We start from the raw sequence: 25,885 nt of genomic DNA on the forward strand, positions 1-25,885 counted from the left end.
CGCCTGAGCTTAAAATATTTTGATTTTAAGGTTTCAAATTCTTTTTATCTTTTGGAATATCGTGTACAAAAACCTCTTGTTTAGGGTGTGCAAATGGAATGTTATTCGCTAAAAAGAACTGGTTGATAAGCAAAATCAAATCGCTCTTGATCTCTGTAAGTTGCTTCGACTGCTTTGTCCAACAATTTAAGCGTAATTCTAGGGCATCGGCATTAATATCCTGAAAGAAAACACTAGGCTCAGGATGTTTAGCAATGCGCTCATCGGCAATTGCAATGGCGATAATTTCTTCTTTTATTAACTTTAGATCTGCATGGTGAGCAACATTAATGGCGATGGTAAACCTGCGCCTAGCCGAGCCACTTGACCAATTTACGAGATGAGAATTCAGTAAATCGCCGTTGGGCATTACAATTTCGGCTCCGTCTACCGTAGAAATAACACTGCTCCGGAAACCGATGGACTTAACAGTGCCCATTTTTCCGCTCACTTCAACCTCGTCGTCTAGGTTTAGTGGTTTCTCGAATGCGATAACCAAACCGCTTACCAAATTATTTACCAACGATTGCAATCCGAAACCGATACCCACGCCTAATGCGCCTAGTACAATTGCAATTTTATCTATCGGGATGCCTACCGAGGCGAAGGCCAAAAACAATCCAATTAAAATAATGGTAATGCGTATAAGCAATATCCAGCTTCCAATGCCTTTTGTCATTCCTTGCTGGCGGGTAAGTATGCGTTTATCTACGGCAAAAAATGATACGACCTTTGACACTACAACAGCCGTTGAAACCACAAAAAAGAACAAAATTAAATTGCTAATGCTAAAACTATAACTGCCAATTGCCCGCTGATCGAAAAAGAAGTTGCGTACAGGCTCTACAATAAAAGCATAAGCAGGAAAATTTCTGCCAAAAAGTATCAGCCAACCCAATACAAGCAACACATAAAGCAAAGTGGGTGCACGCTGACCAACTTTGTCAAAATTCATAAAGAAAAGGCTTTTATCTTGTTTGGTGTAAAGGATAAAGGCAAGTTGTAAACCCTGGTTAATCAACCTTACAGTCCACAGAAAGAGAATAGCAATAATTACGTTAACATAACCTGCAACCAAAAGTGCCTTTGCCAAATTATAATTACCAAAAATGATAAATACAAATGCGAGGGTTTCTAAAGCCACCATTAGCCCTATGGCGTAAATAATTAAGCTTTCTCTAAGTTCATTTTGTCTTTTCGCTTTAAAGATCCAACACCCAACCAAAATCCCGGCGCCAGACAAAACAAGTATAAACCAGCGTTCTGGCATAGAACCCTGCAGTATTAAATTATTTAGACAAGCTAAGGCAAACAACAAAAACATGCTCAACCAAGCTTTCATCCAAAACCGCGAAATATAACCGCTCATTAAAGAACCTAGGCAACATGAAGCTGTAAGCCACAAGATTAAGCTGAATACAAATGGTGGATTGCTAAAGAGAAACTGACCAAGATTGGCTATTAGGAATACAGCAGAAATTAAAGGGTACCTTAGAATCAGCTGATCTTCTTTAATTTCGTTATTTCCTACTTCTTTAACATAGGCATTTTTTAGGGTAATGATAAAGGCATAACAAACTGCAACGAGCAAAAACAAACTAAAAACGATACCGATATTGCTACGGGTAAAAAAATTCAAATTAAGTTTAGTCTTTTGAATAGAATAGCTTAATATTTTACCCAAACTGTTCGAGTATTGGTTTGGCTTCCAGATAAAATCGTATTCACTTTTAAAAAAATCATCAGACATTTTTTTCTGATAGCGCTCTATCTCATCTAAATAGGTCTCAAGTTCGAATAGTTGTAGGTTGGCTTGATTTTGTAGCGCTTGAACCTGCAAAATACGACGGTTTAACAGGCTATCTACAGGCGATACTTCTTTTGCCATTACCACCAAAGACTCCATGTACTTTCGAAGTTTAGCCGAATCCGTAGGAAAACGGAACAAAGCCTTAATGCCCGATAGCGAATCGATTTGATATTTATAGTTAGAAAGTTGCCTTTTTTGCTTATCAAGTTCATCTTTTTGCAACTTACACCTTATGGATAGCGTATTTAGCAACTTTTGCGCTGTAACTAAATTTCTAAACGTTTGCACCGATTCCTTATGGCTAAAAACACCATCGCCAGCAATTTTAGTATGGTTGGCAATTAGCTTTAATTCTCTTTTCGCCGATAGCGAATCTAAACTAGTTCTAAGATATATTTTTGCCCGTTGAAGGTTCTTTTTTATCTCCGCTAGGGTTTCTTCTTGTTTCTGAGCAGCCTTATCTGCCTCAATATCATCAGCACTGCTTTTTTCAGACGCCTTTGCAAATTGCTGCATCCGCTCTACAAAACCAGGTTTAATGCGGTCAGTATCGTTTTTAACGGTATCTTTTTGTTGTGCGCCAACAGCATAGCTGATAAAAAGCAACAACATGGTAAGTTTTAGTACTCGAAAAACGCGAGATGACATTTTCAATTATTTATTTTACGAGAAATCGATTAACTTTAGGTTAATAATTTGAAAATAGAAATTTTTTATTAAAAAACCTGTTTTTATCCTCAAAAGACCTAATTTTATAACAAAACTATCCTCTCATGAAACATTTTTTAAAATTTTTATTTCTTACGCTTTTAACTACGGGTGTATATGCACAAACTGCTAGCACAGAAAAAACAGATGTTATCCTTAAACTAAACGGCGAGGAGATGAAAGGCAAGATTACGAAGATTGCCGATAGCGAACTTACTTTTATATACAGTGGAGAAACTTTAGAGTATACCGTAAAAAAATCTGATATCCTTAAAATTACCCACGCTAGTGGCCGGGTAGAAATTATAAATCAGGTAGCCCTACCATCCGACCTACGCAAAGATGATCAAGTGGTAATGAAAGGCACGCCAGCAGACCACCATAATCGTATTGCAGTTTTACCCTTTCATTTTGTAATAGAGAACCAGCCAGGGGCAGATGAAATTGGATTAAGTGCGCAACAAGACACTTACGCGTTTCTTTCGCAACATTCGGCGGGCTACACCCTGCTAGATCCTAGAACTACCAATGCATTATTAGCAAAAGCTAATGTAACCAAACAAAACATTACTGGATTTACCATGAACGAGCTTTGTAATATGCTAGGGGTTGAGTATGTAATAGACGGTTCAATAAAGCAGAATAAAGCGGCGCAAACTAGCTACGCCAGCGATAACTCGAATAGTACAGTTAAAAGAAACGGGAACGATAAAATTACAGGTGTTAAGTCTTCTGGTTCTACTTTTTCTAGTGCAGAACAACGTTATGACGTTGCTGTAAGTTTAACTATCTATACAGACACTAATGCTAGTATTTATAATCAAACGCACAAAGCATTTTTCTCAAATACAGACGGTGGCTACAATAGCCCCTTGCAATATCTATTAAAACGCAGTCCTTTATATCGTAAATAATAGAAAGTTAACAATTACATCGATACTGTCAGGTTACCATACCTTAAAAGCTATTTGAGCAATCGAAACCTAAAGCTAATCAAGAATATACATTTTCTTCTGTTTTAGGCTTATCCCAATTTTTTTGCCTAACCAATTGATACTTGTTTTACCCTCGTAGATCAATCCATCAACAAAAGTTACTTTTGGTCGGCTTAAAGTTACAAATGGGTTGGCTAAAGATTCAATCTCACCGGCATAAAACTTTGTTTTCAGGTTTTCGTCAAATTCACTTTTTCGTTCAACAAACTGTAATTTGCCTTTATCTAAACCAAGCGTTTCAATAAGCTTGCCGCTTAACCAAAAAGAATCGTTACCTGCGCCAGAATCAAGCAATACCTGTATTTTATATTTTCCATTAAGCATAACATAAGTAGAAATATCTGTCGATTTATCGGCGTGTGTAGTCAATTGTATATCAAAAGACTTTGCGTTTTTCAGCTTTGCTAAATCCATTAACACAATCTCTTTCTTTTCAAAATCGATAACAAAATCCGTTTCCGCAAACATTTGGAGCGAGATTAAACCATCTATCCCATTAATTTTCATATCAAAAGTAGCATAGGGTATTTTATTAAATTTTTTCCCTGCAAAGCTTATCTCCTCACTTTCAAATAACGGAACTTCTACCTTTTCGCCGGTTGCTCGATGAGCTGTCAGAAAATTATAAGAACTTTTCTGTTTCAGATCTTTAGCAAAACTATCAAAGAACAAATTTATACCTCCTCCTGTATCAAAAATAAAGCTTCCTTCTTTTCCGTTTACAGTTGCCTTCGCAATTAGATGTCCAGAAGGCAAAATTTGAACAGGAGTTTTTTGTGCATATACCGCCGAACTTAAGAAGAACAATAAGCCAAAGGCGAAAAACTTGTAGGCATCAACTTTCATATATTAATAATTTTGTCTATTTGATTATCGAAAAGCAACGAAGTTACAATAAACAAAAAATAGTGGTTGCAGAATTATCATTCCTACATGCAACCATTTCCACTATCTCCTCGTCTTCTAACAAACAATCAACTCCATGAGAAAAGCAATTGTATTTTTTGCCTTGCTAATCCAGTTATCAAACGGCTATGCTCAAAGGTTCGCTTCTGATAATAAACTAAAAACGCCCCTTGATACTTTGGTGTCACAATCAGTTACTGCATTTATGGGAAACACTGCCCGAGTTGGTTTGTCAATAGGAATCATAAAAAACGGTCAGTCTTATTTCTACAACTACGGCTCAACACAAATAAATAAATCTTTATTACCCACAAAAAATACGGTTTATGAGCTCGCATCAATCACAAAAACATTTAGCGCTACTTTGCTGGCACATGCCGTTATCGATAAAAAAGTAAGCCTAAACGACGATATTCGGAAGCACTTAAATGACGATTACCCTAATTTGGTTTACAACGGAACACCAATTACCTTACTTAACTTAGCTAACCTTACCTCTGCACTACCTAACTGGATGCCCGATAAAGATATCTTTGGAAAAGCAGATCCAGATTCCATTCCCTATATCCTAGATTCGGTTCATACAAAATACAGCCGACAAGATTTTTATAGAGATTTACATGATGTAAAATTACAGGTTTTACCCGGTAGCGTTGCTCGGCATTGTAATACCGCCGCCCAACTTTTAGGCTATATTATGGAGCGAGTCTATCAAGATTCTTTTGATAACCTGTTGAATAAACATTTCAGCAAACCGCTTAAAATGAGAAACACTCATCTTTTAAAACCTGGAAAACTGCCAGCTCAAATAGCTAAGGGTTATGATGGCAAAGGACGTGAAATGCCATTTATAGATTGGCAGGATTTACAAGTAGCAGCCAGCATTGCTTCATCAACATCAGACATGTTAAAATATATGGCGTTTCAATTAGATGAGACGAATGATGTAGTCAATTTATCGCATAAAACTACTTTTGGAAAGCTTGAAGATGGAGCTATTGCCCTTAACTGGAAAGTGAAACAAGCAAGTGGTGGCAAACGTAGTATCTCGCACACGGGCGGAAGTCTAGGTTTTAGTGGCTATATGGTGTTTTACCCTGAACTTAATTCGGGTGTTGTTTTACTTTCTAATCAAGCAGACCCAAGCACACAGAACGAACTTATTGCACTCTCAGAAAAAATAATGAACCTAAATACCAAAAACTAAATTTCTCCAATTCGCCGTTGCGATTTTAAAAAACCTTTTCAGAATAAAATAGACATGCTAAAATTTAAGCTATACACTTTTGCAATACTTCTTTTCGTAACCTCCCCAAAATCATACGCACAGTTTTTTGAAATCTATCAGGCTGTGGATATAGAAAAATACCAGGGTAAAAACTTTATTCTTGAGGGAAAGATATTTTATGTTAATGCTATTACCAACGGTTCTTGGGCAGTATTGGGTGCACGATCGATAAATGAAGATGGTAAACAGCTTAAACAGACCCTTTACAATGACAACGCCGGCGACTATTTTAAAAAAGATGAATGGAGCACTTACCAATTAGCCGGAAAGATTGAGAAAGGGGCGAAATATTTAGCGCCTAGTATCGCCTTTGCTGGTAGCGCCAGCTATTACCTAGATGAGTTTAAGCTTTTTGTAAATGATGGAAAAAATAAAATTGAAATACCCTTAAAAAATGCCGGTTTCGAAAACGACACACTGCTAAACTGGCAATCAATGGGACTAGACAAAAACACTAAATTGACTTTGTCTAAAGAAAAAGTATTCTCCGGAAAGCAATCTTTGTTTGTAGATAATTCAACCGTGCAATCGGCACCAAGTCTTGGCAACAACCCCAACACCGGAAAAAGTATCGATGTTAATGGAATTAAACTTTACTACGAAATTTATGGCGATGGCGAACCCCTGCTATTGTTGCATGGCAACAACTCTTCCATTGCCAGTTTTGAAAATCAAGTGGATGTCTTAAGCAAAAAATATAAAGTAATCGCCCTCGATAGTCGCGGACAGGGGAAATCTACTGGCGACAGCACCAAAATAACCTACGAGCTGATGGCGAAAGATGTAAACGCCTTTTTACAACAATTACAGCTTAAAAATGTAAACATTTTGGGCTGGAGCGATGGTGGTAATATTGCACTGATATTGGCGATGCAATATCCTGACAAGGTAAAAAAAATGGCAGTTATGGGAACAGTACTTTTCAACGACGATAGTTCTGTTACTTCAGAAACGAATAAGCTCATCCGCAAGCAGGTAAAGGAAATGAAAGACAAAGGCATAGCCGAATCAAATATGGATTACAGGTTAAAAATGCTTTTGCTAACGGAACCTAACATCAACCCAGATTCTCTAAACAAAATACAAGCACCAACTTTGGTAATGGCTGGGCAATACGATGTGGTGAAAGAAAAACATACTAAGCTAATAGCCGAAAAGATTCAGGATAGCAAATTGCTAATTTTTAAAGGAGCAGACCATGAGGCACCTAAGAAAATCTCGCAGTTGTTTAACCAAGCGGTATTGGATTTTCTAGAAAATTAGATTTATAAATCATGCAGAGCGATTGGTTCAATCGATTTTATCACTTTCCAGTCGCTCATGATAGTCGAGTATTTTATTAAGCACCGAAATGGCAATGTTTAGATCTTTTTCGCCTACCAGTTTACTATAAATGTCATTCATTTTTAGCACCTCAGTATTGGTTTCAAAAATCAGTTGTTTACCTTCCTCTGTCAGTTCAAGCACCTCACTCCTTCTGTCATTTTCGTTCATCCTTGTGGTAATCAACTTATGCTCTTCCAGCTCTTTTATGGTTCTGCTGATGTTCTGTTTGTTGATCATCGATTTTTTCGAAAGCTCCGATGCCGTAGAACCTTTAATTCCTATATTACAAATTACCGGCCAATAAGAGAGTTTCATCAATCGCCAAGAAGCTTTTACATTGCAGTGCGACCAATTATCTAGGTGCTTACGCAGATTAAAGCTGATACGTTGCCAATTCTTATACTGCTGACCCTCAATCTCCTCCAATTTCTCATCAATATCTTTTGCTTTCACTTAACAAAAGTACAAAAAAATAATGTAATCAATGATTACTATTTAGTAATAAATGATTACTTTCGCCCAACATTTAAAAAATTATACAATGGTAAGGATTTTTAAGACCGATATCGGCAATTCTTTGCTCGCAGAATACGTGCTAGATAGTTTAATGCAACTTTTCCCAAGTTACAGAATTAACTTTGACTTGGAAGACTGTGATAAGATCCTTAGAATAGAGGGAGGTGATTTTGAAGCTGAAAAAGTGGTTTCAGTTGTTTCAAGTCGCAACTTTGTTTGCGTAGAGTTGCTATAATTCGAGCTCCCTTCAGGAAGCTAAGAAGAAGAAGTGATCTAATTACAAAATTGTCATCCCTACTTTATATAGCCGAATTTAAAGGGATCCGCCCACTATTTCGTGTTAGCAACGTCAGTGCTTTTATGCACAAACCCTGGCCCCCTTTGGAGGGGGCAATGGGGGGAACTATGCAAACTGCATTTTTATACCTAGCAATACCACTTCCCTATCACGTCATCTCTACTGGGCATCCTAATGAGCTAACCATGCACTAGCCTTCATTTACTAGTTATCTCAACTTTAGGAAATTCCACGTTAACAATCCATATGATGCACTATAACAATCTAAGCCGGGGAATTAAACCCATCGCTATAAATTAAACAGCCGAATTTCCAGGCATCCGCCCACTATTTCGTGTTAGCAACGTCAGTGCTTTTATGCACAAACCATTTCCCCCTTTGGAGGGGCAAGGGGGAGGAACTATGGAAACTGTATTTAATACTTAGCAATACCATTTCCCCTATCACGTCATCTCTATTGGGCATCCTAATGAGCTAACCATTCACTAGCCTTCATTTACTAGTTATCTCAACTTTGCAAATGTCTCTGCTTTTATCAATCCAATAGGCACCTTAACAAACTAATCCCGGGGTTAAACCTAAGTGTAAAAACTGTCCACATTATTAAACATGTGACAACTAGCGAATGAATATCGCATTAACGAAGCAAATTCGCTTGCATAAAATCTAAAAATGCCTTTTTAAATATCGAACCTAACACATATGTTTTGCCATCTTTTAGCATAACCTTGTCGCCTTCTGTTTTTCTTATTTGAGCCTTAGCAATAATGGTAGACTTGTTAATTCTTATAAAGCTTTCTTCGCCCAACGCACTCTCCACCTGACTTAGGCTCAAGCGCACCTCATGCACACCATCTTGCAAAGTATGCACATAAACATTATTTCTGTCGGCAATAATTGCCGTTATATTATCCTCATCTATAAAATGATAACTATGCTTTTGGTCTCCCTTTACAAACTGAAGTTTTCTCTTTTCGGGCTTCGCTTTAACTTTCGGTTCTTCTTGGCTCAAAAGTTTATTAATAGTTAAAGCAAACTTAGAAAGTGTAATCGGCTTCAACAGGTAATGATCTGCCTTAACATCAAAAGCCTCTACCGCATAACTAGGGTGCCCAGTTGTAAAAATCAAAAATTTGCAGATTTCCCGTAGCTCTTTGCCCAATTCTAGCCCAGAGATTCCAGGCATCTCTATATCCAAAAAAATAAAATCTATTTGGGCTTGTTTATTTAATTCGCTTAAAGCCAACAAAGGATCGGTATATGTTGCCACAATTGCTAAATTGGGCATGGCTTCAATGTAGTTTGTTAGTGCATCAATCGCATATTGCTCATCATCTATTAAAACACATCTATTTACCATAGGGGATTATCTTTGAAGCAAGCAAAATAGCCTTTTCATAGCTAATTTCAAACTTTTGCGTTTTCGCTTTTAAAATCTAACACAACCACGTCATTGCGAGACCTAGGTTTGAGCGAGCCGAAGCAATCTTCAGGAATTCCATCATCCCTTTTTCGGACTTTGTCATCCCGAGTTTCGAGGGATCTGCCTATTATGCTAACACTTCCCTCTCACTACCTTGCCTCAACTCACCGCCACCGAGTAGCTCTTTCTTTTGGCTTGAACCAAAAGAAACAAAAATTCAAGGCTGGCATAATCCCCTTGCATAAAGCTAACAACAGCTTTATTGCGTAAGAAAAAGACGTTGCTACACCCCAACCTTCCGCACACGTTGCTTTCTTACTCGTTTGTACTAACCCTGTAGGTACAGCAATGCTGTTTGTGGCTTTCTGCTACGGTGATATGCTAGGCCGTCCTTTCGTGCTTAGCAACATTCTAACGCAACCACGTCATTGCGAAGCCTAGGGTTGAGCGAGCCGAAGCAATCTTTTCAATAATTCCATCACACACCTTTTTCAGACTTTTTCAGACTTTGTCAGACTTTGTCATCCCGAGTTTCGAGGGATCTGCCTTTCAAGCTACGTCATGCCCAGCTTGACTGGGAATCGTAATGCGATAAATGCCAACATTCGGACCCCACGCCGCATTGCCTCATTCCATGGCCCCGAGTGGCTCCTCAAAAACTTTAATCCTAAGCTAGTCATGTAATAACTGAGCTTGCCAAGGGCGCCGTTTACGAGAACATAGCAACAGTGTGTTTTGAAGGTGCCCACCATACCTTAAATAAAAATAGATAATAAAAAACACGTTAGTCCTCGTTACCCCCTACTTCGTCCTCATTACCTTAGAATTGGTACTTCCGATTTGCTTTCAAAAAACTAGGTATTTAAACTTACATTAAATTTTAACGCTATGATCAACTTGCTACAACCTAAGCAAAATAATATCGATGCCGTATTAAAGCATCTCTTGAACGCATTAAATGTAAAAATAAGTAAAAGTTCCCGAGAACAAGGTCTTCAAGATCATCCCTCTTACCCTAGCTTGCTCGCAATTAGCGACATTTTAACAGATTGGGAAATTGAAAACCAAGCCTATAAAATAGAAAAAAACGAGTATAATCCTGACGATCTATTTTTTCCCTTTATCGCACATGGCAATGGAAATGGCGGTCAATTTATGCTAGTGAATAGGATTGTAAACGGCAGTGTTAATTATTCTGACCATAAAGGTACTAATCAAAGCATAACGGAGAAAGATTTCTTAGACTTTTGGAGCGGTATCGCCTTACATGCTTCCACTACAGAAAAAAGCGGAGATAAAAACTATAAAGACAATAGTGTAAGAGATTTCTTTGATAAAATTAGAATACCATTATTGATTGCTGTTGGCTTCACATGCTTATTATTTGTATTAATTAGTACATCCTCAAACATCGGCTATACTTTGCTAATCTTAACTAAAATAATTGGTGTAAGTGTTAGCATATTATTGCTTATTCACAGTATCAACGCAAACAATCCGCTGATTCAAAATTTATGTAGTTTGGGCAATAAAAACGACTGCAACGCAATCCTTAAATCAGATGCTGCAAAAGTTAATAGTTGGCTTAGCTGGAGTGAGGTTGGATTTTTTTATTTCGCTGGATCAACATTGAGTTTATTAATCAACCCAGCCACATTGCCGTTCATTGCCATAATTAATATCTTAGCCCTACCCTATACCATCTATTCTGTAAGTTATCAAGCTAAAAATAAGAATTGGTGCATCCTCTGTTGTACAGTTCAGGTTTTATTGGTGTTGGAGTTTGCGATAAACTTGATTTTGAATAACAGCTTCAAGACAATTGATCAAACGACATTTAGCATACCTCTATTTAGTTCAATAACTATTGCATTTCTAGTACCTGTAGCAATTTGGTCTTCGCTTAAACCATCCTTATTAAAAGCTGCGCAGTTACAACCACTTAAACAACAATTAAAAAAATTCAAGTACAACAGCGACTTATTTCAACAAGCATTAACTAATCAGCCAAAATTTGCAGTACCAGACGACCTCATGCCTATCACTTTAGGTAATCAAGCTGCCGAAACAACGATTACTATGGTGAGCAATCCTTTTTGTGGCCCCTGTGCTAAAGCCCATGAAACCCTAGATCAATGGCTTAGTAAAAGGGATGACCTTAAAGTAAAAATCATCTTTTCTACAGCAGATCATGATGATGATGAAAAAACAAAGGTATCACGTCACGCCACTGCACTTAGTTTACTCAACGATACTAAACTTTTAGAAACTGCGCTAAACGACTGGTATAAACAAGGAAGCAAAAAGTACGCAACCTGGGCCGAAAAATATCCTGTAACCTTTAACGGAGAAATGAAAACCGTTACAGAAAAACAAAAAGAATGGTGCCAGTTAGCCGACATCACTGTCACACCTACAATTTTAATAAATGGCTACAAGCTACCAAGTCCTTATCTTTTAGAGGATATCAAATTCCTTTTAACCTAAAAATTTTGTACAAAAAGGGGTAGCACGGTTGCAACGAAACTACCCCAATAACGTTCATGCAGTTATCAAAAATACATGACGCTTAAGTAATCCAGGCGTGACTGAATTACAAAATCTTAAATACGATTCAAATTTACGAAAATGGAATTAGAAAAAATGAACTTGGCTTCAATGCAAAAATTGACAAGAAGTGAGATGAAAAAGATTATGGCGGGCAGTGGTGATGAATATGGTGATTCACCTAAGGTAGCAGCTTGTAAAAATAAATCAAGATATGACAAATGTTTTTTTGATTATCAAGGCATTCCGGTAGAGGGAAAATGTGACGCACATATGGCTTCTGAATTGTATTGTTCAACGCTTATATAATGTAATCAATTTATCTAGCAGATGTTCCTGAAACATCTGCTAGATTAGAATAAAGTATTTATGTATAAAATATCTCAATTAAATCTTTTTTGCCTCTCTCTCCTGTTGTTCTTGTTACCATCTAAAGGGTCTGGTGCTATGTTTAACAATCCCTCAATAAAAGCAGGTACAGCTAGAATAACTGGAAGTATAATAAGGGCTAATGAAAAAACCAAAGATAGCGTCTTTATAAACATTACTGTTCCACACCCAATCTCCGGGGAGTATGTTAAAAGTAAAGTGGCTGTTGATCAATTTGGGAAGTTTTCTATTAATATTGATGTAGAAACAAATATTTCGTTAGTCGCATTAAATACAAGTTTAAAGCCTGAGAAATATCTTCTTGTTAAGTTAACAAGTGGAGCCGTTACCACTATCAATATTACCTATAACCCTGATGATGACATCAGAAATATTGACATTATGCCCGCAATGAATCAAAACGATATGATTAGAGGCTTTGAGATTAGGGATAAAATGATCGGGTTTAGACCGAACAGAGCACCGCAACCCATGTATAATAAAAGCACAGAATATTTTTTGAGTTTTGCTAAAACTGCGTTAAACGAAAGATTAGAGATTGTAAAAAATGATACATTGATATCAAAAGGATTAAAGGAAATTCTATCTAAAGATTATCGTTTAATTCTTTACAATGTACATGTCTTTGATTACGAAGGAGAGATGATAATTAATTATCGCAATACAAGTGGTGATAAAAACAAACAGCCTGATATCCAAAAAATTGATAGAAACTATTATCATTTTTTGAGAGATTTTAATCTTAATGATATAGAATATTTGCATTGTTTTGAATTTCTGGAATTTCAAAAAAGAATTCTCCAAAATGAAACTTTAGGTATTCAGGAGATTGGGGAAAACGATATCAGTACATGGTTAGCAAATGTGAAAGTTATCCTATCAGATTTAGTTGGGTTTAACGATGGTCCATACTACGATATTTTAATAGCTAACGCCTATGCTAGGCAACTTAACGAAGAAGTAAGGCCATTAACGAAAAAGCAGAAAGAGAATATTTTAAATTATTGGGGTAAAGGAGAAATTACGAAAATACTGTTCAGAAAAAACGATAAGGTTGTTGAATTAGATAAAATAAAATCACCAGCTGTTCTAAATGAAATCCCATCCGTTCCAAGCGATAAGATAATCGAAACAATTATATCTAAATACAAGAACAAAGTTATTTTATTTGACTTTTGGGCCACCTGGTGTGTTCCTTGTCTGGATGCAATACAGCGATTTAGAAGTACGAAGAATGAATTTAGGGATAAGGATGTTGTATTTGTGTATTTAACAAACGGGTCGTCCCCTCTAAAGTTATGGAAAGAAAAAATTAAGGGAATAGGAAGTGAACATTATTACCTAAACGACTCTCAGTGGGAATTTACCATGAACAATTTTGGCTTCGAAGCCATCCCCTCCTATTTATTATTTAATAAACAAGGTGTGCTCATTAATAAATTTACTGCCTTTCCCGAGAATAATAAAGTTAAAAAAATGATAAATGAGCTGTTATAAATCAGCTAATAACTGCAGAAAATTAATGACCTAAACCACTTGAAGGCAAAACCATATAAATTAATTAGAGCTTTAAGCACCAAAATAATAAGCAACTTTTATCATATTACGAATTCAGTTTCGCATCAAGCAAAACTCAAATGTCGTTGGAGAAACAAAACTATAGATGAAACCTAAAAATAGCATTGCTATCCTAATTTGTTATATGGGGGAGCTACCTTGGTATAGCGATTTCTTTTTTTTAACATGCAACCACAATCTTGATGTGGATGTTTATTTGATATGTGATCAACAAAAACAACATGAATTACCAGCTAAAGTAAAAATCGTCTACAGATCCTTAAGTGAAATTCGCGATGCTGCAGAAGAAAAATTGGTATTTAAAGTTAACTTAAATTACCCCTACAAGCTTTGTGATTTTAAGCCTGCATATGGCTTAATATTTAAAGATCTTATTATAGAATATGACTTCTGGGGTTATTCGGATATTGATGTAATATATGGTAAAATCAGAGATTTTATAGATGAAGATTTATTGGGTCGATTTGATATAATAAGTGTTCGTCCTGAATATTTAACAGGTTTCTTTGCCTTGTTTCGAAATGATTCCTCTATTAATAGCTTATTCCTAAATAGCCCAGATTGGCAATATGTTTTTCAGCAATATGCATACTGTGGGTTCGATGAGTGTGCAGAACTGTGCTTCGAGTTAATCGATGGAAAGGAATTATCCCGCTTGCCTACAAAAATATGTAGCATGACACACGTCATTCACCAGCAAGCACATGAACTTGTTATTAAAACACATTTTGATCTATTTGTTGTAGAATTTACGCCAGGTAACCTTTTATATCATCAAGGGAAACTCATTTACGATTCCAAATATGAAGTTTTACTCTATCACTTAAATTGGTTCAAAACCCACGAAAAACTTGAGATACCAAACTGGGAAATAATTCCTAATTCCTTTCACATTAATGAATATAATTTCACAAGGCTCGAATCACAGCAGCAAAATTAACTGTATATGAAACCTAGAAATAGAATTGCTATTTTAATCTGTTACATGGGAGAACTTCCTTGGTACACAAAATATTTTTTTTATACATGCGGATATAACCTTGATGTGGATTTTTATTTAATATGTGATAATCAAAAAAAATATGAATTACCGGCCAATGTAAAAATTATCAATAAAACGCTAGAAGAAATTTGCAACACTGCCGAAAAAAAAATAGGAATGAGGATAAGCTTAAGTTTTCCTTATAAACTTTGCGATTTCAAGCCAGCTTATGGCTTAATTTTCGAAGACCTCATCGAACGATACGATTTCTGGGGATACGGAGATTTAGACATTATTTTCGGTAATATAAGAAGCTTCATAACAGATGACCTCCTCGATAATCATGATGTAATAAGTGTTAGACATGATTTTTTGACAGGATATTTTCAGCTCTTTAAAAACAATGATTTTACAAGAAATTTGTTCAGATATAGTAAAGATTACGAAAAGGTATTTACTTCAGATAGACATTTTTGTTTTGATGAAACTAATTTTACTCATAAAGAATTCACAAATAACGTACCTATTCCATTAATAATCTGCGAAATAGATAGTATGATGCATGTGGTTAAAAGGTTGGAGAATCAAGGTTTATTGAAGCCTTATTTTGATTTTCTTGTCGTGGAAGGACTTGCTGGTCATCTTACTTGGGAAAAAGGGCACTTATATTACAAAGATAAATTTGAGATCCTTCTCTACCATTTAATCATGTTCAAAAAAAATGGCTTCGAGCATAAAAATCTAAAACAAGACACAGAAAAATTTCGCATAAGTACCACTAGAATATACTAATTATGAAGTTTTCATATTTTAAACAACTCGATGGTATGGACTGTGGCCCAACCTGCCTGCGCATGGTGGCCAAACATTATGGTAAAAACTTTAGTTTACAACGCTTAAGGGATATTAGTGGCATTAATAAAGAAGGTGTCTCTCTATTGGGCATTAGCGAAGCTGCAGAAAAAATTGGCTTTAGAACCATGGGTACCAAAGTTACCCTAACACAATTGCAAGAGCTTGACTTGCCAGCCATTTTGCACTGGAACCAGAATCACTTCGTTATTCTATACAAAGTTAAAAGATCAACTTATTACCTAGCCGACCCTAGCAAAGGTTTAATTGAATACAAGGAAGCAGAGTTTCTTCAAAAATGGCTTAGCGTACACAACAATGGACATAGCCAAGGTATTGCGTTGATACTCTCTCCCACGCCAGAATTATATGCTCAGGAAGGTGATAAAGAAAACGGGCTAAATTGGAGCTACCTATTGCGCTATCTATTTCAATATAAACAATTGGTAATCCAATTATTTGTGGGCTTGGGTGTAGGTAGCTTATTACAACTTATAGTTCCATTTCTTACCCAATCTGTAGTAGACATTGGCATCAATACCCGTAACCTAAATTTTATTTACATCATACTCATTGCCCAGACCATGCTGTTTTTGGGCAGAATAAGTGTAGATTTTATCCGTTCTTGGATCCTATTGCACATAAGTACAAGAATTAATATTTCCATACTTACCGATTTCCTCATCAAACTGATGAAATTGCCCATGAGCTTTTTCGACACCAAGATGACGGGTGATATTATGCAAAGGATGAACGACCAAAAAAGAATAGAGAGTTTCTTGACTGGCTCTACACTCAGCACCATTTTTTCACTGTTCAATCTCGTAATTTTTACTGGTGTACTCGCTTATTACAACATCAACATCTTCTTTATCTTCTTGGTCAGTAGCGTGCTGTACACCCTTTGGGTTATCGCATTCCTCAAAAAAAGAAGAACACTTGATCATAAACGCTTTGACCTTTCCTCAAAAAACCAAAGCAGTATTGTACAGCTAATTGGTGGCATGCAGGAAATCAAACTAAATAACTGCGAACAGCAAAAGCGCTGGGAGTGGGAACACTTGCAGGCTGGCCTTTTTAAGTTTAGCGTAAGAAGCCTTTCATTAGGCCAAATACAGCAAGCGGGCACATTTTTTATTAATGAAGGGAAAAATATATTAATTACTTTTTTGGTAGCAAAAGCAGTTATAGACGGGCAGTTAACTTTAGGCGGGATGATGGCCATCCAATATATTGTTGGCCAGGTAAACAGTCCGGTTGAACAATTATTAGGATTTATACAACAATCTCAAGATGCGAAAATTAGTTTGGAGCGTTTGAACGAAATCCACCAAATGGATGATGAAGAACCGACGGATAGAACTTTTCTAAACGAATTGCCTAACAATAAAAGCATCAGCATTAATAATTTAAGTTTTACCTATCCCGGGGCCGGTAATGAGCCTGTTCTCAAAAATATCGATATCCATATCCCAGAAGGTAAAACAACCGCTATTGTAGGTATGAGTGGAAGTGGAAAAACCACTATTCTAAAATTATTGCTGCGTTTTTACATCCCTCAAAAAGGTGATATTAAAGTTGGTGCAACATCAATAGATCAGATTAGCTATAAACATTGGAGAGGTAAATGCGGTATTGTGATGCAGGATGGATTTATCTTCTCCGATACCATCGCCAAAAACATCGCGGTAGCAGATGAGTATCCTGATACCCTAAAGTTGCAGCATGCCATAAAAATGGCCAACATTGATGATTTAATTGACAGCTTACCTTTAGGCTTGAATACCAAAATTGGTGCAGAAGGTAATGGCATTAGCCAAGGCCAAAAGCAAAGAATCTTAATTGCACGTGCAGTTTATAAAGACCCTACCTATATCTTCTTCGATGAAGCTACAAATGCCTTGGATGCCAAAAATGAAAGCATCATTATGCAGAACCTGGAAGATTTCTTTAAGGGAAAAACGGTAGTGGTAGTGGCCCATCGCTTAAGCACTGTTAAAAATGCAGACAATATTATCGTATTAGATAAAGGTCTAATTATCGAACAAGGGAACCATCAACAATTGACACAGCAGAGAGGCGAATATTATCATTTAGTAAAAAACCAACTCGAATTAGGAACTTAGCTTAAAGCGATATGCCATCACGTATAGATAATCAAAATAATAGCGAAGAAATAAAGGATATCATTACATCCGTACCTGCATGGATACTTCGCTGGGGTATTGCCTTAATATTTGCCATATTGCTAGGCATCCTTTTGCTATCGTCCTTTATCCGCTATCCGGACGTGGTTAAAGCCACAGTGAAGATAAACTCATTAAATGCACCCAAAACTGTGTTGGCCCATCAAACTGGTAAGCTCATTAAAATATTGGTTAAAGAAAATTCCCAGGTTGAAGTAAGCCAGCCCCTGGCATTCATCGAGAGTACGGCAGACCATAACGATGTTATATTATTTTTAGAGCGATTGAAGGCATTGAACAAAAAGCTTATCAGTGGCACTTCCATAGTGGCGAAAGATCTTGCCACGAATGATTTAAATCTGGGCGAACTTCAGGGAAGCTACCAATCCTTTCACCAAGAATATATTGCATTTCTGAACACGCAAAATAATGGCTTTTACCATACCCAAAAAGCCTTCCTACAAAGAGATTTGGCAGAGATAAAAAAACTGCAAAGCCAGATTCATCAGCAACAGAAAATTCAACAACAGGAATATGCTAATGCCGAAGAAGAATACCGTGCCTACCAAAGCCTAAAAAGCAAAAATGTAATCTCCAATAATGAATTCAAACAACAGGAAAACAAGTATCTATCAAGTAAATATCCATTGCAACAAAGCACTACTGCTTTGCTAAATAACAATACTAGTTACTTGTCTAAAGAAAAGGAAATTGCTACACTCGATAATACTATACGAGAACAGCAAGCCAAGTTTTCACAATCTTTAAATAGCATGTTAAATGATACAAAAGAATGGATACGGAATTACATAGTGTCTGCACCCTTTTCTGGTAGAGTGGGATATGCCGGCATTCTGCAGGAGAACCAAAACGTAGCCTTAAATCAGGAACTGTTTATCGTTAACCCGGGCAATACCAATTTTTTTGGAGAAGTTGCTATACCCCAATACAACATGGGAAAGGTAAGTGTTGGCCAAAAAACGCTAATCAAAATGCGAAGTTTTCCCTTCGAAGAGTTTGGCGCCATAAATGGTAAAGTAAGCTTCATTACCGATGTTGCCCTAAAAGACAGTGTGTTTATAGCGAAGATTGATTTTGGCAAATTTGAAAATAAAAACAATTCCACACCTATAACCCTTAAAAATGGAATGATAGGTGATGCGGAGATCATTACCAGAGAAAGTTCCCTGTTGCAACGGCTGGTTTATAACATCACCAAAATGCTTAATAACAATTAACGACAGAAAGGAGATGTTGCAGTCTAATATTTATATATTAGTTTTTTGCCGGTCGTCTTCTCATCCCCATGCCTAAGGTAGGCAAGCGAGCAGAGCAAAGGACGCGTCTTCCACGCTTTCCTTTCATTATCACGTCATTGCGAGGCCTAGGGTTGAGCAAGCCGAAGCAATCTCTTAAGTTATTCCATCACCCCTTTTTCGGACTTTGTCATCCCGAGTTCGAGGGATCTGCCTTTCAAGCTACGTCATGCCCAGCTTGACTAAGAATCGTAATGCGATAAATGTCAACATTATGCCCCCACGCCACCTTGCCTCAACTCACCGCCGTTGAGGGGCTCCTTCTTTTGTACAGACAAAAGAAACAAACCGAGGCTTTGCCGAGCTCATAAGCACATTTAAAAACAATAAGCTAGGTGCGAATAAAACTGCCACCTGTGCCCAGCTCTTTTAAAGTTTGTGCGTTGGCTAGTTCTGTTTAAACGAACTGGCCAAGGGCGGGGTTTAGTAGAACGCCGAAACAGTGCTTCTGCCAATGCTTAACCCATACTTATTAGGCCGTACTTTCGTGCTCAGCAACATTCTAACGAAACCACGTCATTGCGAGGCCTAGGTTTGAGCGAGCCGAAGCAATCTCTTCAGTAATTCCATCCACACACCTTCTTCAGACTTTTTCATCCCGAGTTTCGAGGGATCTGCGTTTCAAGCTACGTCATTCCCAGCTTGACTGGGAATCGTAATGCGATAAATGTCAACATTAGGCCCCCACGCCGCCTTGCCTGTTCACCGCCACGGCCTAAATTTTACTGCCCATCACTCATTTTCCCGTCATTGCGAACGGAAGAGTTTGCCAAAGCGTCGGGGTGTTGCAATATATTTTGCTATTCTATCCTACACTCCGTCATCCGTTTATTCGGACTTTGTCATCCCGAGTTCCGAGGGATTTGCCTTTCAAGCTACGTCATTCCCAGCTTGACTGGGAATCGTAATGCGATAAATGTCAACATTAGGCCCCAGGCCACCTTGCCTCGGTTGACAGCCCCCGAGTGGCTCCTCAAAAAGTTTAATTCTAAGCAAGTTATGTAATAACTGAGCTTGCCAAGGGCGCCGTTTACGAGAACATAGCAACAGTGTGTTTTGAAGGTGCCCACCATACCTTAAATAAAAATAGATAATAAAAAACACGTTAGTCCTCGTTACCCCCGACTTCATCCTCGTTACTTTCCAGTTGGTACTTCCAATTTGCTTTTAATTCTATAGTATTTTAACTTACATCAGTAATTACAAAAACGGGCACACGGTTGCAAACGAAATAACCCGCTAACGATCATAACGTTACAAAATAAATGGCGCTTAATTCATCCTGCGTGAAAGATGAAAAAAATCTAAACAAAAAAATCAAATTTTAAACCATGAAAAAAGTAAATTTATTAAGCAAAGCTGAAATGAAAAAAGTATTGGGTGGTGGAGTACCAGTAGGTGGCGACGGCTGTCCCCCAAGTGAATGTAGCAACAACAATGACTGTTCGGATTCAAAGTATGGTAAAACCTGTAAAATAACAGAATGTCTTTCTACAGGTGATGCTGCAAATTATTGCTACACACCTTCAGCAGTTTAAAAATATATTAACAAGTTGGAGATATACTCCAACTTGTTAATGCATGTGATTAATATTTCTAAATTTTATATTTTGCTAGTTTGCTTAACCTGCAAACAACCTTTACCTACTAATGGCAATAGACTTAATTAGCTCAAAAAACTACTTATGGATTACGGAAAATATCATCTCAAATTTACCAAACTAATTGCGCTATTAGCTTTCTATATTTTCCCAGTTTGTTCCTTTTCGCAACAAAAGTTAACAATCAATGCGAAACTCTCATTTCCTATATCTTCAAAGCAAGTAAGCTATGGAGTTATAATGGCAAAGGAGGCCCCTAAAACTCTTGGCGTTGCCTACATAACCGAAAATACATTTATAATTTCACTAGAAGTAAATGGAGCTGAAAATTACTTCTTCGATATCAATCAAAAAAGACTATTCTTGACGCTAGGGCCGGGAATTGCAAATATTTCAATTGGAGATACTTTATTCAAAAATATATCTGTGAAAGAAAACCAAAGCTACCGAGAAATGAAAGATTTCTCAACTGCCCTTGCTAGTAACTTAGACTTTAACCTAGCAAGGCAGTATAGGGCAGATAAGGATGATTATGAAAAAAGCAAAAATCCTGATTCTGCAATCTTAGCGACTAAATATGCTAGGTATGAGAAGGCACTAGCGTTAAGCAACAATATAAAACTTCAACTAACTGTTCAGAACTTAAAAGAAAATCCAAATTCGTGGAATAACGCAGATTACCTATACGGCCTAATGGGGTCTATTCCTGACAGCTCAATACTAGCCCTACTAGAACAAATCCCCCTTGAAAAAAAGCAAAATAGTTGGGGAAAACTGCTCACTTACTGGAGTAATAAATTGACTTTAGGCCAACAGTTACCCAGTATTAAAGTTATAGATACAGTATCAAGACACATCCCTCTTGAACTAAAAGCTAGTGACAAATACCTGCTAGTTGATTTTTGGGCAAGCTGGTGCCTACCGTGTAGAAAAGAGAATCCAGATTTAGTAAATACTTACATAACATACAATAAGAAAGGACTAAATATTATAAGCATTTCTATTGATCGTGATGAAAATAGTTGGCGTGAAGCCATAAGAACTGATAATTTATCTTGGCAAAACTTTAGAGCAGATGCGAAAACGGTTTTTGATTGCTATTTATTAACCGCTATACCATCAAATTACCTGTTAGATACTGAGGGAAAAATAGTTGCGAAAAATCTTGATAATAAACAACTGAATAATTTTTTGAAAAATAAATTACAATAACTCCATAAGATAAAGTTTATCCTAATGAAATTGAACTATATTGATTGTATCTTAACAATATACTCCTCAATAACGAGTATGTAGTTAAATAAACATACCGCTTAAATAATTCTGCAATGCCTGGATTACAAAACTTTAACCCAATTTATAAAATTAAAATCATGAAAAAATTAAATTTATTAAGCAAAGCAGAAATGAAAAAAGTATTGGGTGGCGTTGTGCCAACTGTTGATCAATGCGCAACTCCAGAATGCAACAGTAACTCGGATTGCACTAATTCAAGTTACGGACCTATTTGCAAAACCGTCCAATGTCCTAATTCAGACCAACGAACAAGTTACTGTGCCAACGCTTAACTAGATTAGTAACTAGATGAAATCCCTAGAACTTAGAATTTTGAGAAACCTCTGTGGAAAATCACCAATCAAAAGCAGTTAGATAATTTCCTGAGCCTCAAACTAACAATGCCTAAAAAGAAAACGGGAGCTATCTTTGCAGACGGCTCCCATAATCAAATTAACGCTCTCGATGTAAATATAGTAAACTATATTTTATGTTTAGACAAATAATTCCAATTATCCCAGAAAGGTATCATCTTCTCAATAGTGAGAAGATCAAAACTCATCATTCGCCACTTCATCTTTATATAGTTTTACTATTTCCAACTTCAGGTTTTACAAAGTGATTTTCAATAGAAAAAAAATCTATACTCAAAATTACTCAGCCTTGCCCCTACCCACATACCATCGCTTAAACGCCACAGCCTTCCGCTGACTAACAATAAATTTCCTACCCTTAGCAATCGACTCATTCACTGCTAACTCAAGCGTTCTCGAAGTATTTGGAAAATATCCTTCAATACATGAATAATGAATAACGTCAGACCGGTTAATCATAAAATAATTATCGGTTGAAAGCCCTTTGATTGTATTTTCTAATGAGTCTTCCATAAATACAGATTTCCCGCTAAAATCAATTACTACACAAGACTTCTTTTGGGCATAAATAATCGCCCAATCATTATCCCTAGAGCTTAACGGAATTTTCAAAATGTTTGGCAAACGCTCCCTACTCTGCTCAACTTTAATCCGAATGATATAAAATATTAAATAGTAAGAATTTAGCATAATTATAAAGCAGGCAACAAGATTATAATCATACCTCCAGTATTCATCTAAATTAGCCTGCGCACCATTTACACTGAAATAATATTTTGCATACCAATATACAACCACTAAGGGCAAAGCAACCCCAATAATTATTTGCGAAGAGATTCTATAAGGGTAATCCTCTAACCAAGAAAAATAGTGATCTAGAGTTTTTGTACTCCAATAAATAAACTCGCTAACCATTATGGTTATTAATAAACTTACAAGCAAAGCAGGGTAATAATAAGGCATATAGAAAAACTCATAAAATTTTTCTGGTTCACCATAAACTACCAGATAATGAGCCACTAGAAGAGCAAGCGGATAACGCAAAAATGCTCCAGGATAGCCAATCGGCTTGGAATAGTTGTAGACTGTTGAGAAACGCATTATTTAAATTATTAAAAAATAAAATTAACGAAAAATGAATTCGCCCATTTAATCTGCAGAGCAGAACATATAAATCTTCTTATCAAATAAGGCACTTATAGGGTCAATGTATCGTTCACGCTCAATCTCGCTATCATTGGGTTTCAATGCCCGAATTTTCGTTGCACCTCCAGCCTGCACAAAATATGTTTGCACCAATTAAAGCCGAAAGGCAAACTTGAACCTAATTTTCATTTATCATGAAAAAGTATCCTTTTTCCGATGCTGGCTTCCAAGCCATGCAAAAAGATTTGTATGCACTTACAGATCAAGAACTGCAAGTAGTAGCTAATGCAGTAGCAAATCACTTTAACAGTTGGATGTCCGAAAACTTCGATTTAACCGAGAGTCAAATCGCATTCATCGAGGGTCAACAACCTCAAATGACCGCATTCCTGTCAACACAAACTTCGTTTGCAATGGTTAATCGTTTGCCGATTACATTGATCAAGCCAGAGTCAAAGATTAATGCACTAATGAGGGGTGCAAAATTGATTAGACCAAAAGTCAAAGCAGAAATGATTCCTGATGGCGGTCCCTACCATGCATCAGGCAATCTCGACATCGAGATTACCTACTAGCTTAGCTTTAAATCATCCCTATAACATCTAAATTAATAGCGATTGGAGGTGCCACCAATCGCTAATAATAATTTTATTTATGCCAACCAGAATCCTACATGATTTACTGTCGGAAAATTTTCCTTTATATCAGGTATCATTATCTGCTTTAGAGGAAATTAGTGAAATTGCAGAAACACTAACTTTCCGTAGAAATGAAATACTTTTTGCTGAGGGCAAGATTGCGAATAGTCTTTTTGTTATCGAATCTGGTAATCTGCTTAGCTATAGTGACAATGCCGGGCAAAAAAATGTAAATCGCTTTTGGTTCAGTAATCAACCTGTTATATTGTTGCCCAGTCTAATAACCAAGAGCCCCTTAGCAAGCACTATCGTTGCGCTAAATGAATGTAAGCTGTTTGCTATAAGTTTTGCAAAACTTACAAATCTTGCTCAACAGAGTCACCAAATTGCCGAAATTATTAACCTATTATTCGCACTTGAAGCAACGCAATTATTCGAATACATCTATCTGTTAAAAGTTGAGCCCGCGGAAAGGTTCAAAAACTTTATGCAAACTCATCCAACCTTAATCCAAGTAGCTACTGCCGATCTAATCGCCAGTTATCTAAATATGGGCTACTCCACCTTTGCCCGCTACCGCCAATCCAGAATACTATAGCCTAACTTGTCAACTTCAAAAACAAACGCTGTATTCTCCCACTCTAGCCCCAAACTCTAAATTTTCTTTCTTTAATCTTTATTCCTTACTCTCTATTCCCCTTAGCACTTACAACCGAGAACTTTGAACACCCAAACCCCTTAATCTTTGTTCCTTGTTCTTTGCTCTTTATTCCTTGCTCCTTGCTCTTACCACCCAACCAGCTCTGCCCCAAGAGCGCAGGCCAGAAAGAACGGCGAGCCACGGGCAGGCCTTGAGCGGGGAAGCATCGTTCTTTCTTGATTTTTTGCCTTCTTTTGTATCAAGACAAAAGAACGGTTGCCCACGCGGCAAAGAGCGGAATAATAATGATTATGCAATTACTAAATCGAAGTGCAAAACGGCTTGCAGGCTTAGCCAATAAAAACATTTCCCTCTTTCTTCCCTATCACAAACCTACCTTTTAGCAACGCCCCAGGAGCAAGACTGGAGCGATGGACTTAACCGCTAAAAAAACAATCAACAACTTCAACTACACTGTCCAAAAATTATTGGTGTTGCATTTTTATACGGCCTTCGGTTCCTAGCAAGGAGCATAGCCAAATTGTTTCATAGATAATCCCTTTCAAGCACAATCAGCAAAATGCAAAAGTGAAAGCCTTTTCGGCTGAACGGCTCATTTTGTGGAGTAGAACAATTGGCGTATGATCCGCAGATAGGAAACGACAGCCTTGATCTTTTGCTTCTTTTGTATCAAGACAAAAGAAGGAGCCAATCGGCGGCGGGAAGCCGAGGCAAGATTTGAGCGATGGAATTAACCGCTAAAAAAACAATCAACAACTTCAACTACACTGTCCAAAAATTATTGGTGTTGCATTTTTATACGGCCTTCGGTTCCTAGCAAGGAGCATAGCCAAATTGTTTCATAGATAATCCCTTTCAAGCACAATCAGCAAAATGCAAAAGTGAAAGCCTTTTCGGCTGAACGGCTCATTTTGTGGAGTAGAACAATTGGCGTATGATCCGCAGATAGGAAACGACAGCCTTGATCTTTTGCTTCTTTTGTATCAAGACAAAAGAAGGAGCCAATCGGCGGCGGGAAGCCGAGGCAAGA

Annotated in this window: 20 protein-coding genes; 15 read left to right on the forward strand and 5 right to left on the reverse strand. The window is 37.1% G+C overall.

Annotated features, from left to right (window positions below):
- Positions 1–25 precede the first annotated feature (25 nt).
- Positions 26–2,497 (reverse strand): mechanosensitive ion channel domain-containing protein, encoded by a 2,472-nt coding sequence (locus tag DUT69_RS11715; RefSeq protein WP_113653398.1) that lies wholly within the window; start codon positions 2,495–2,497, stop codon positions 26–28.
- A gap of 125 nt (positions 2,498–2,622) precedes the next feature.
- Here DUT69_RS11715 and DUT69_RS11720 point away from each other — a divergent pair, with 125 nt between their 5' ends.
- Entirely contained in the window at positions 2,623–3,471 is an 849-nt protein-coding gene (locus DUT69_RS11720) for a hypothetical protein (RefSeq protein WP_113653399.1), read from the forward strand.
- 75 nt (positions 3,472–3,546) lie between these two features.
- Here DUT69_RS11720 and DUT69_RS11725 read toward each other — a convergent pair whose 3' ends face one another.
- Positions 3,547–4,398 carry a retropepsin-like aspartic protease gene (locus DUT69_RS11725; RefSeq protein ID WP_113653400.1) on the reverse strand — a complete coding sequence of 284 codons (852 nt, stop codon included), beginning with the start codon at positions 4,396–4,398 and terminating at the stop codon, positions 3,547–3,549.
- A gap of 136 nt (positions 4,399–4,534) precedes the next feature.
- Between DUT69_RS11725 and DUT69_RS11730 the strand changes: the two genes are divergently transcribed.
- Both DUT69_RS11730 and DUT69_RS11735 read left to right on the forward strand, forming a co-directional pair.
- Positions 4,535–5,665: a serine hydrolase domain-containing protein gene (locus tag DUT69_RS11730; RefSeq protein ID WP_113653401.1), complete on the forward strand. Its 1,131-nt coding sequence runs from the start codon at positions 4,535–4,537 to the stop codon at positions 5,663–5,665.
- 54 nt (positions 5,666–5,719) lie between these two features.
- The gene (locus tag DUT69_RS11735) at positions 5,720–7,009 is read left to right on the forward strand and encodes an alpha/beta fold hydrolase (RefSeq protein WP_113653402.1); all 1,290 of its coding nucleotides are present in this window, start codon (positions 5,720–5,722) and stop codon (positions 7,007–7,009) included.
- 27 nt (positions 7,010–7,036) lie between these two features.
- Here the strand turns inward: DUT69_RS11735 and DUT69_RS11740 are convergent, their stop codons facing one another.
- The gene (locus tag DUT69_RS11740; protein ID WP_113653403.1) at positions 7,037–7,525 is read right to left on the reverse strand and encodes a MarR family winged helix-turn-helix transcriptional regulator; all 489 of its coding nucleotides are present in this window, start codon (positions 7,523–7,525) and stop codon (positions 7,037–7,039) included.
- An 88-nt stretch (positions 7,526–7,613) separates the two neighbouring features.
- Between DUT69_RS11740 and DUT69_RS11745 the strand changes: the two genes are divergently transcribed.
- Complete coding sequence (locus DUT69_RS11745; RefSeq protein ID WP_205314256.1) at positions 7,614–7,823, forward strand: hypothetical protein; 210 nt, start codon at positions 7,614–7,616, stop codon at positions 7,821–7,823.
- A gap of 700 nt (positions 7,824–8,523) precedes the next feature.
- Here DUT69_RS11745 and DUT69_RS11750 read toward each other — a convergent pair.
- Positions 8,524–9,246 (reverse strand): LytR/AlgR family response regulator transcription factor, encoded by a 723-nt coding sequence (locus DUT69_RS11750; protein WP_113653405.1) that lies wholly within the window; start codon positions 9,244–9,246, stop codon positions 8,524–8,526.
- A gap of 951 nt (positions 9,247–10,197) precedes the next feature.
- Here DUT69_RS11750 and DUT69_RS11755 point away from each other — a divergent pair.
- The 9 genes from DUT69_RS11755 to DUT69_RS11795 all read left to right on the forward strand — a co-directional run bounded on the left by DUT69_RS11755 (position 10,198) and on the right by DUT69_RS11795 (position 21,973).
- Positions 10,198–11,796 (forward strand): thioredoxin domain-containing protein, encoded by a 1,599-nt coding sequence (locus tag DUT69_RS11755; protein ID WP_113653406.1) that lies wholly within the window; start codon positions 10,198–10,200, stop codon positions 11,794–11,796.
- Positions 11,797–11,937: 141 nt separating this feature from the next.
- Positions 11,938–12,165: a hypothetical protein gene (locus tag DUT69_RS11760; protein ID WP_113653407.1), complete on the forward strand. Its 228-nt coding sequence runs from the start codon at positions 11,938–11,940 to the stop codon at positions 12,163–12,165.
- 60 nt (positions 12,166–12,225) lie between these two features.
- Complete coding sequence (locus DUT69_RS11765) at positions 12,226–13,743, forward strand: TlpA family protein disulfide reductase (protein WP_113653408.1); 1,518 nt, start codon at positions 12,226–12,228, stop codon at positions 13,741–13,743.
- A 166-nt stretch (positions 13,744–13,909) separates the two neighbouring features.
- Positions 13,910–14,764 (forward strand): DUF6625 family protein, encoded by an 855-nt coding sequence (locus DUT69_RS11770; RefSeq protein ID WP_162796297.1) that lies wholly within the window; start codon positions 13,910–13,912, stop codon positions 14,762–14,764.
- A 6-nt stretch (positions 14,765–14,770) separates the two neighbouring features.
- Complete coding sequence (locus tag DUT69_RS11775; protein WP_162796298.1) at positions 14,771–15,598, forward strand: DUF6625 family protein; 828 nt, start codon at positions 14,771–14,773, stop codon at positions 15,596–15,598.
- A gap of 2 nt (positions 15,599–15,600) precedes the next feature.
- Positions 15,601–17,784, forward strand: a complete 2,184-nt coding sequence (locus DUT69_RS11780; RefSeq protein WP_113653411.1) for a peptidase domain-containing ABC transporter — start codon at positions 15,601–15,603, stop codon at positions 17,782–17,784.
- An 11-nt stretch (positions 17,785–17,795) separates the two neighbouring features.
- Positions 17,796–19,082: an HlyD family secretion protein gene (locus tag DUT69_RS11785; protein WP_113653412.1), complete on the forward strand. Its 1,287-nt coding sequence runs from the start codon at positions 17,796–17,798 to the stop codon at positions 19,080–19,082.
- A gap of 1,409 nt (positions 19,083–20,491) precedes the next feature.
- Positions 20,492–20,698, forward strand: a complete 207-nt coding sequence (locus DUT69_RS11790) for a hypothetical protein (RefSeq protein WP_113653413.1) — start codon at positions 20,492–20,494, stop codon at positions 20,696–20,698.
- A gap of 147 nt (positions 20,699–20,845) precedes the next feature.
- The gene (locus DUT69_RS11795; RefSeq protein WP_113653414.1) at positions 20,846–21,973 is read left to right on the forward strand and encodes a TlpA family protein disulfide reductase; all 1,128 of its coding nucleotides are present in this window, start codon (positions 20,846–20,848) and stop codon (positions 21,971–21,973) included.
- Positions 21,974–22,689: 716 nt separating this feature from the next.
- On the opposite strand, the gene DUT69_RS11805 is transcribed toward DUT69_RS11795, so the two are convergent.
- Positions 22,690–23,511, reverse strand: coding sequence for a LytTR family transcriptional regulator DNA-binding domain-containing protein (locus tag DUT69_RS11805; protein WP_113653416.1), 822 nt, complete (start codon positions 23,509–23,511; stop codon positions 22,690–22,692).
- 239 nt (positions 23,512–23,750) lie between these two features.
- On the opposite strand from DUT69_RS11805, the gene DUT69_RS11810 reads away from it, so the two are divergent.
- Positions 23,751–24,131: a hypothetical protein gene (locus tag DUT69_RS11810; protein WP_113653417.1), complete on the forward strand. Its 381-nt coding sequence runs from the start codon at positions 23,751–23,753 to the stop codon at positions 24,129–24,131.
- A 79-nt stretch (positions 24,132–24,210) separates the two neighbouring features.
- Positions 24,211–24,792: a Crp/Fnr family transcriptional regulator gene (locus DUT69_RS11815; RefSeq protein WP_113653418.1), complete on the forward strand. Its 582-nt coding sequence runs from the start codon at positions 24,211–24,213 to the stop codon at positions 24,790–24,792.
- Positions 24,793–25,885 lie beyond the last annotated feature (1,093 nt).

This window comes from Pedobacter namyangjuensis, assembly GCF_003313325.1.
Classification (GTDB): Bacteria; Bacteroidota; Bacteroidia; order Sphingobacteriales; family Sphingobacteriaceae; genus Pedobacter; species Pedobacter namyangjuensis.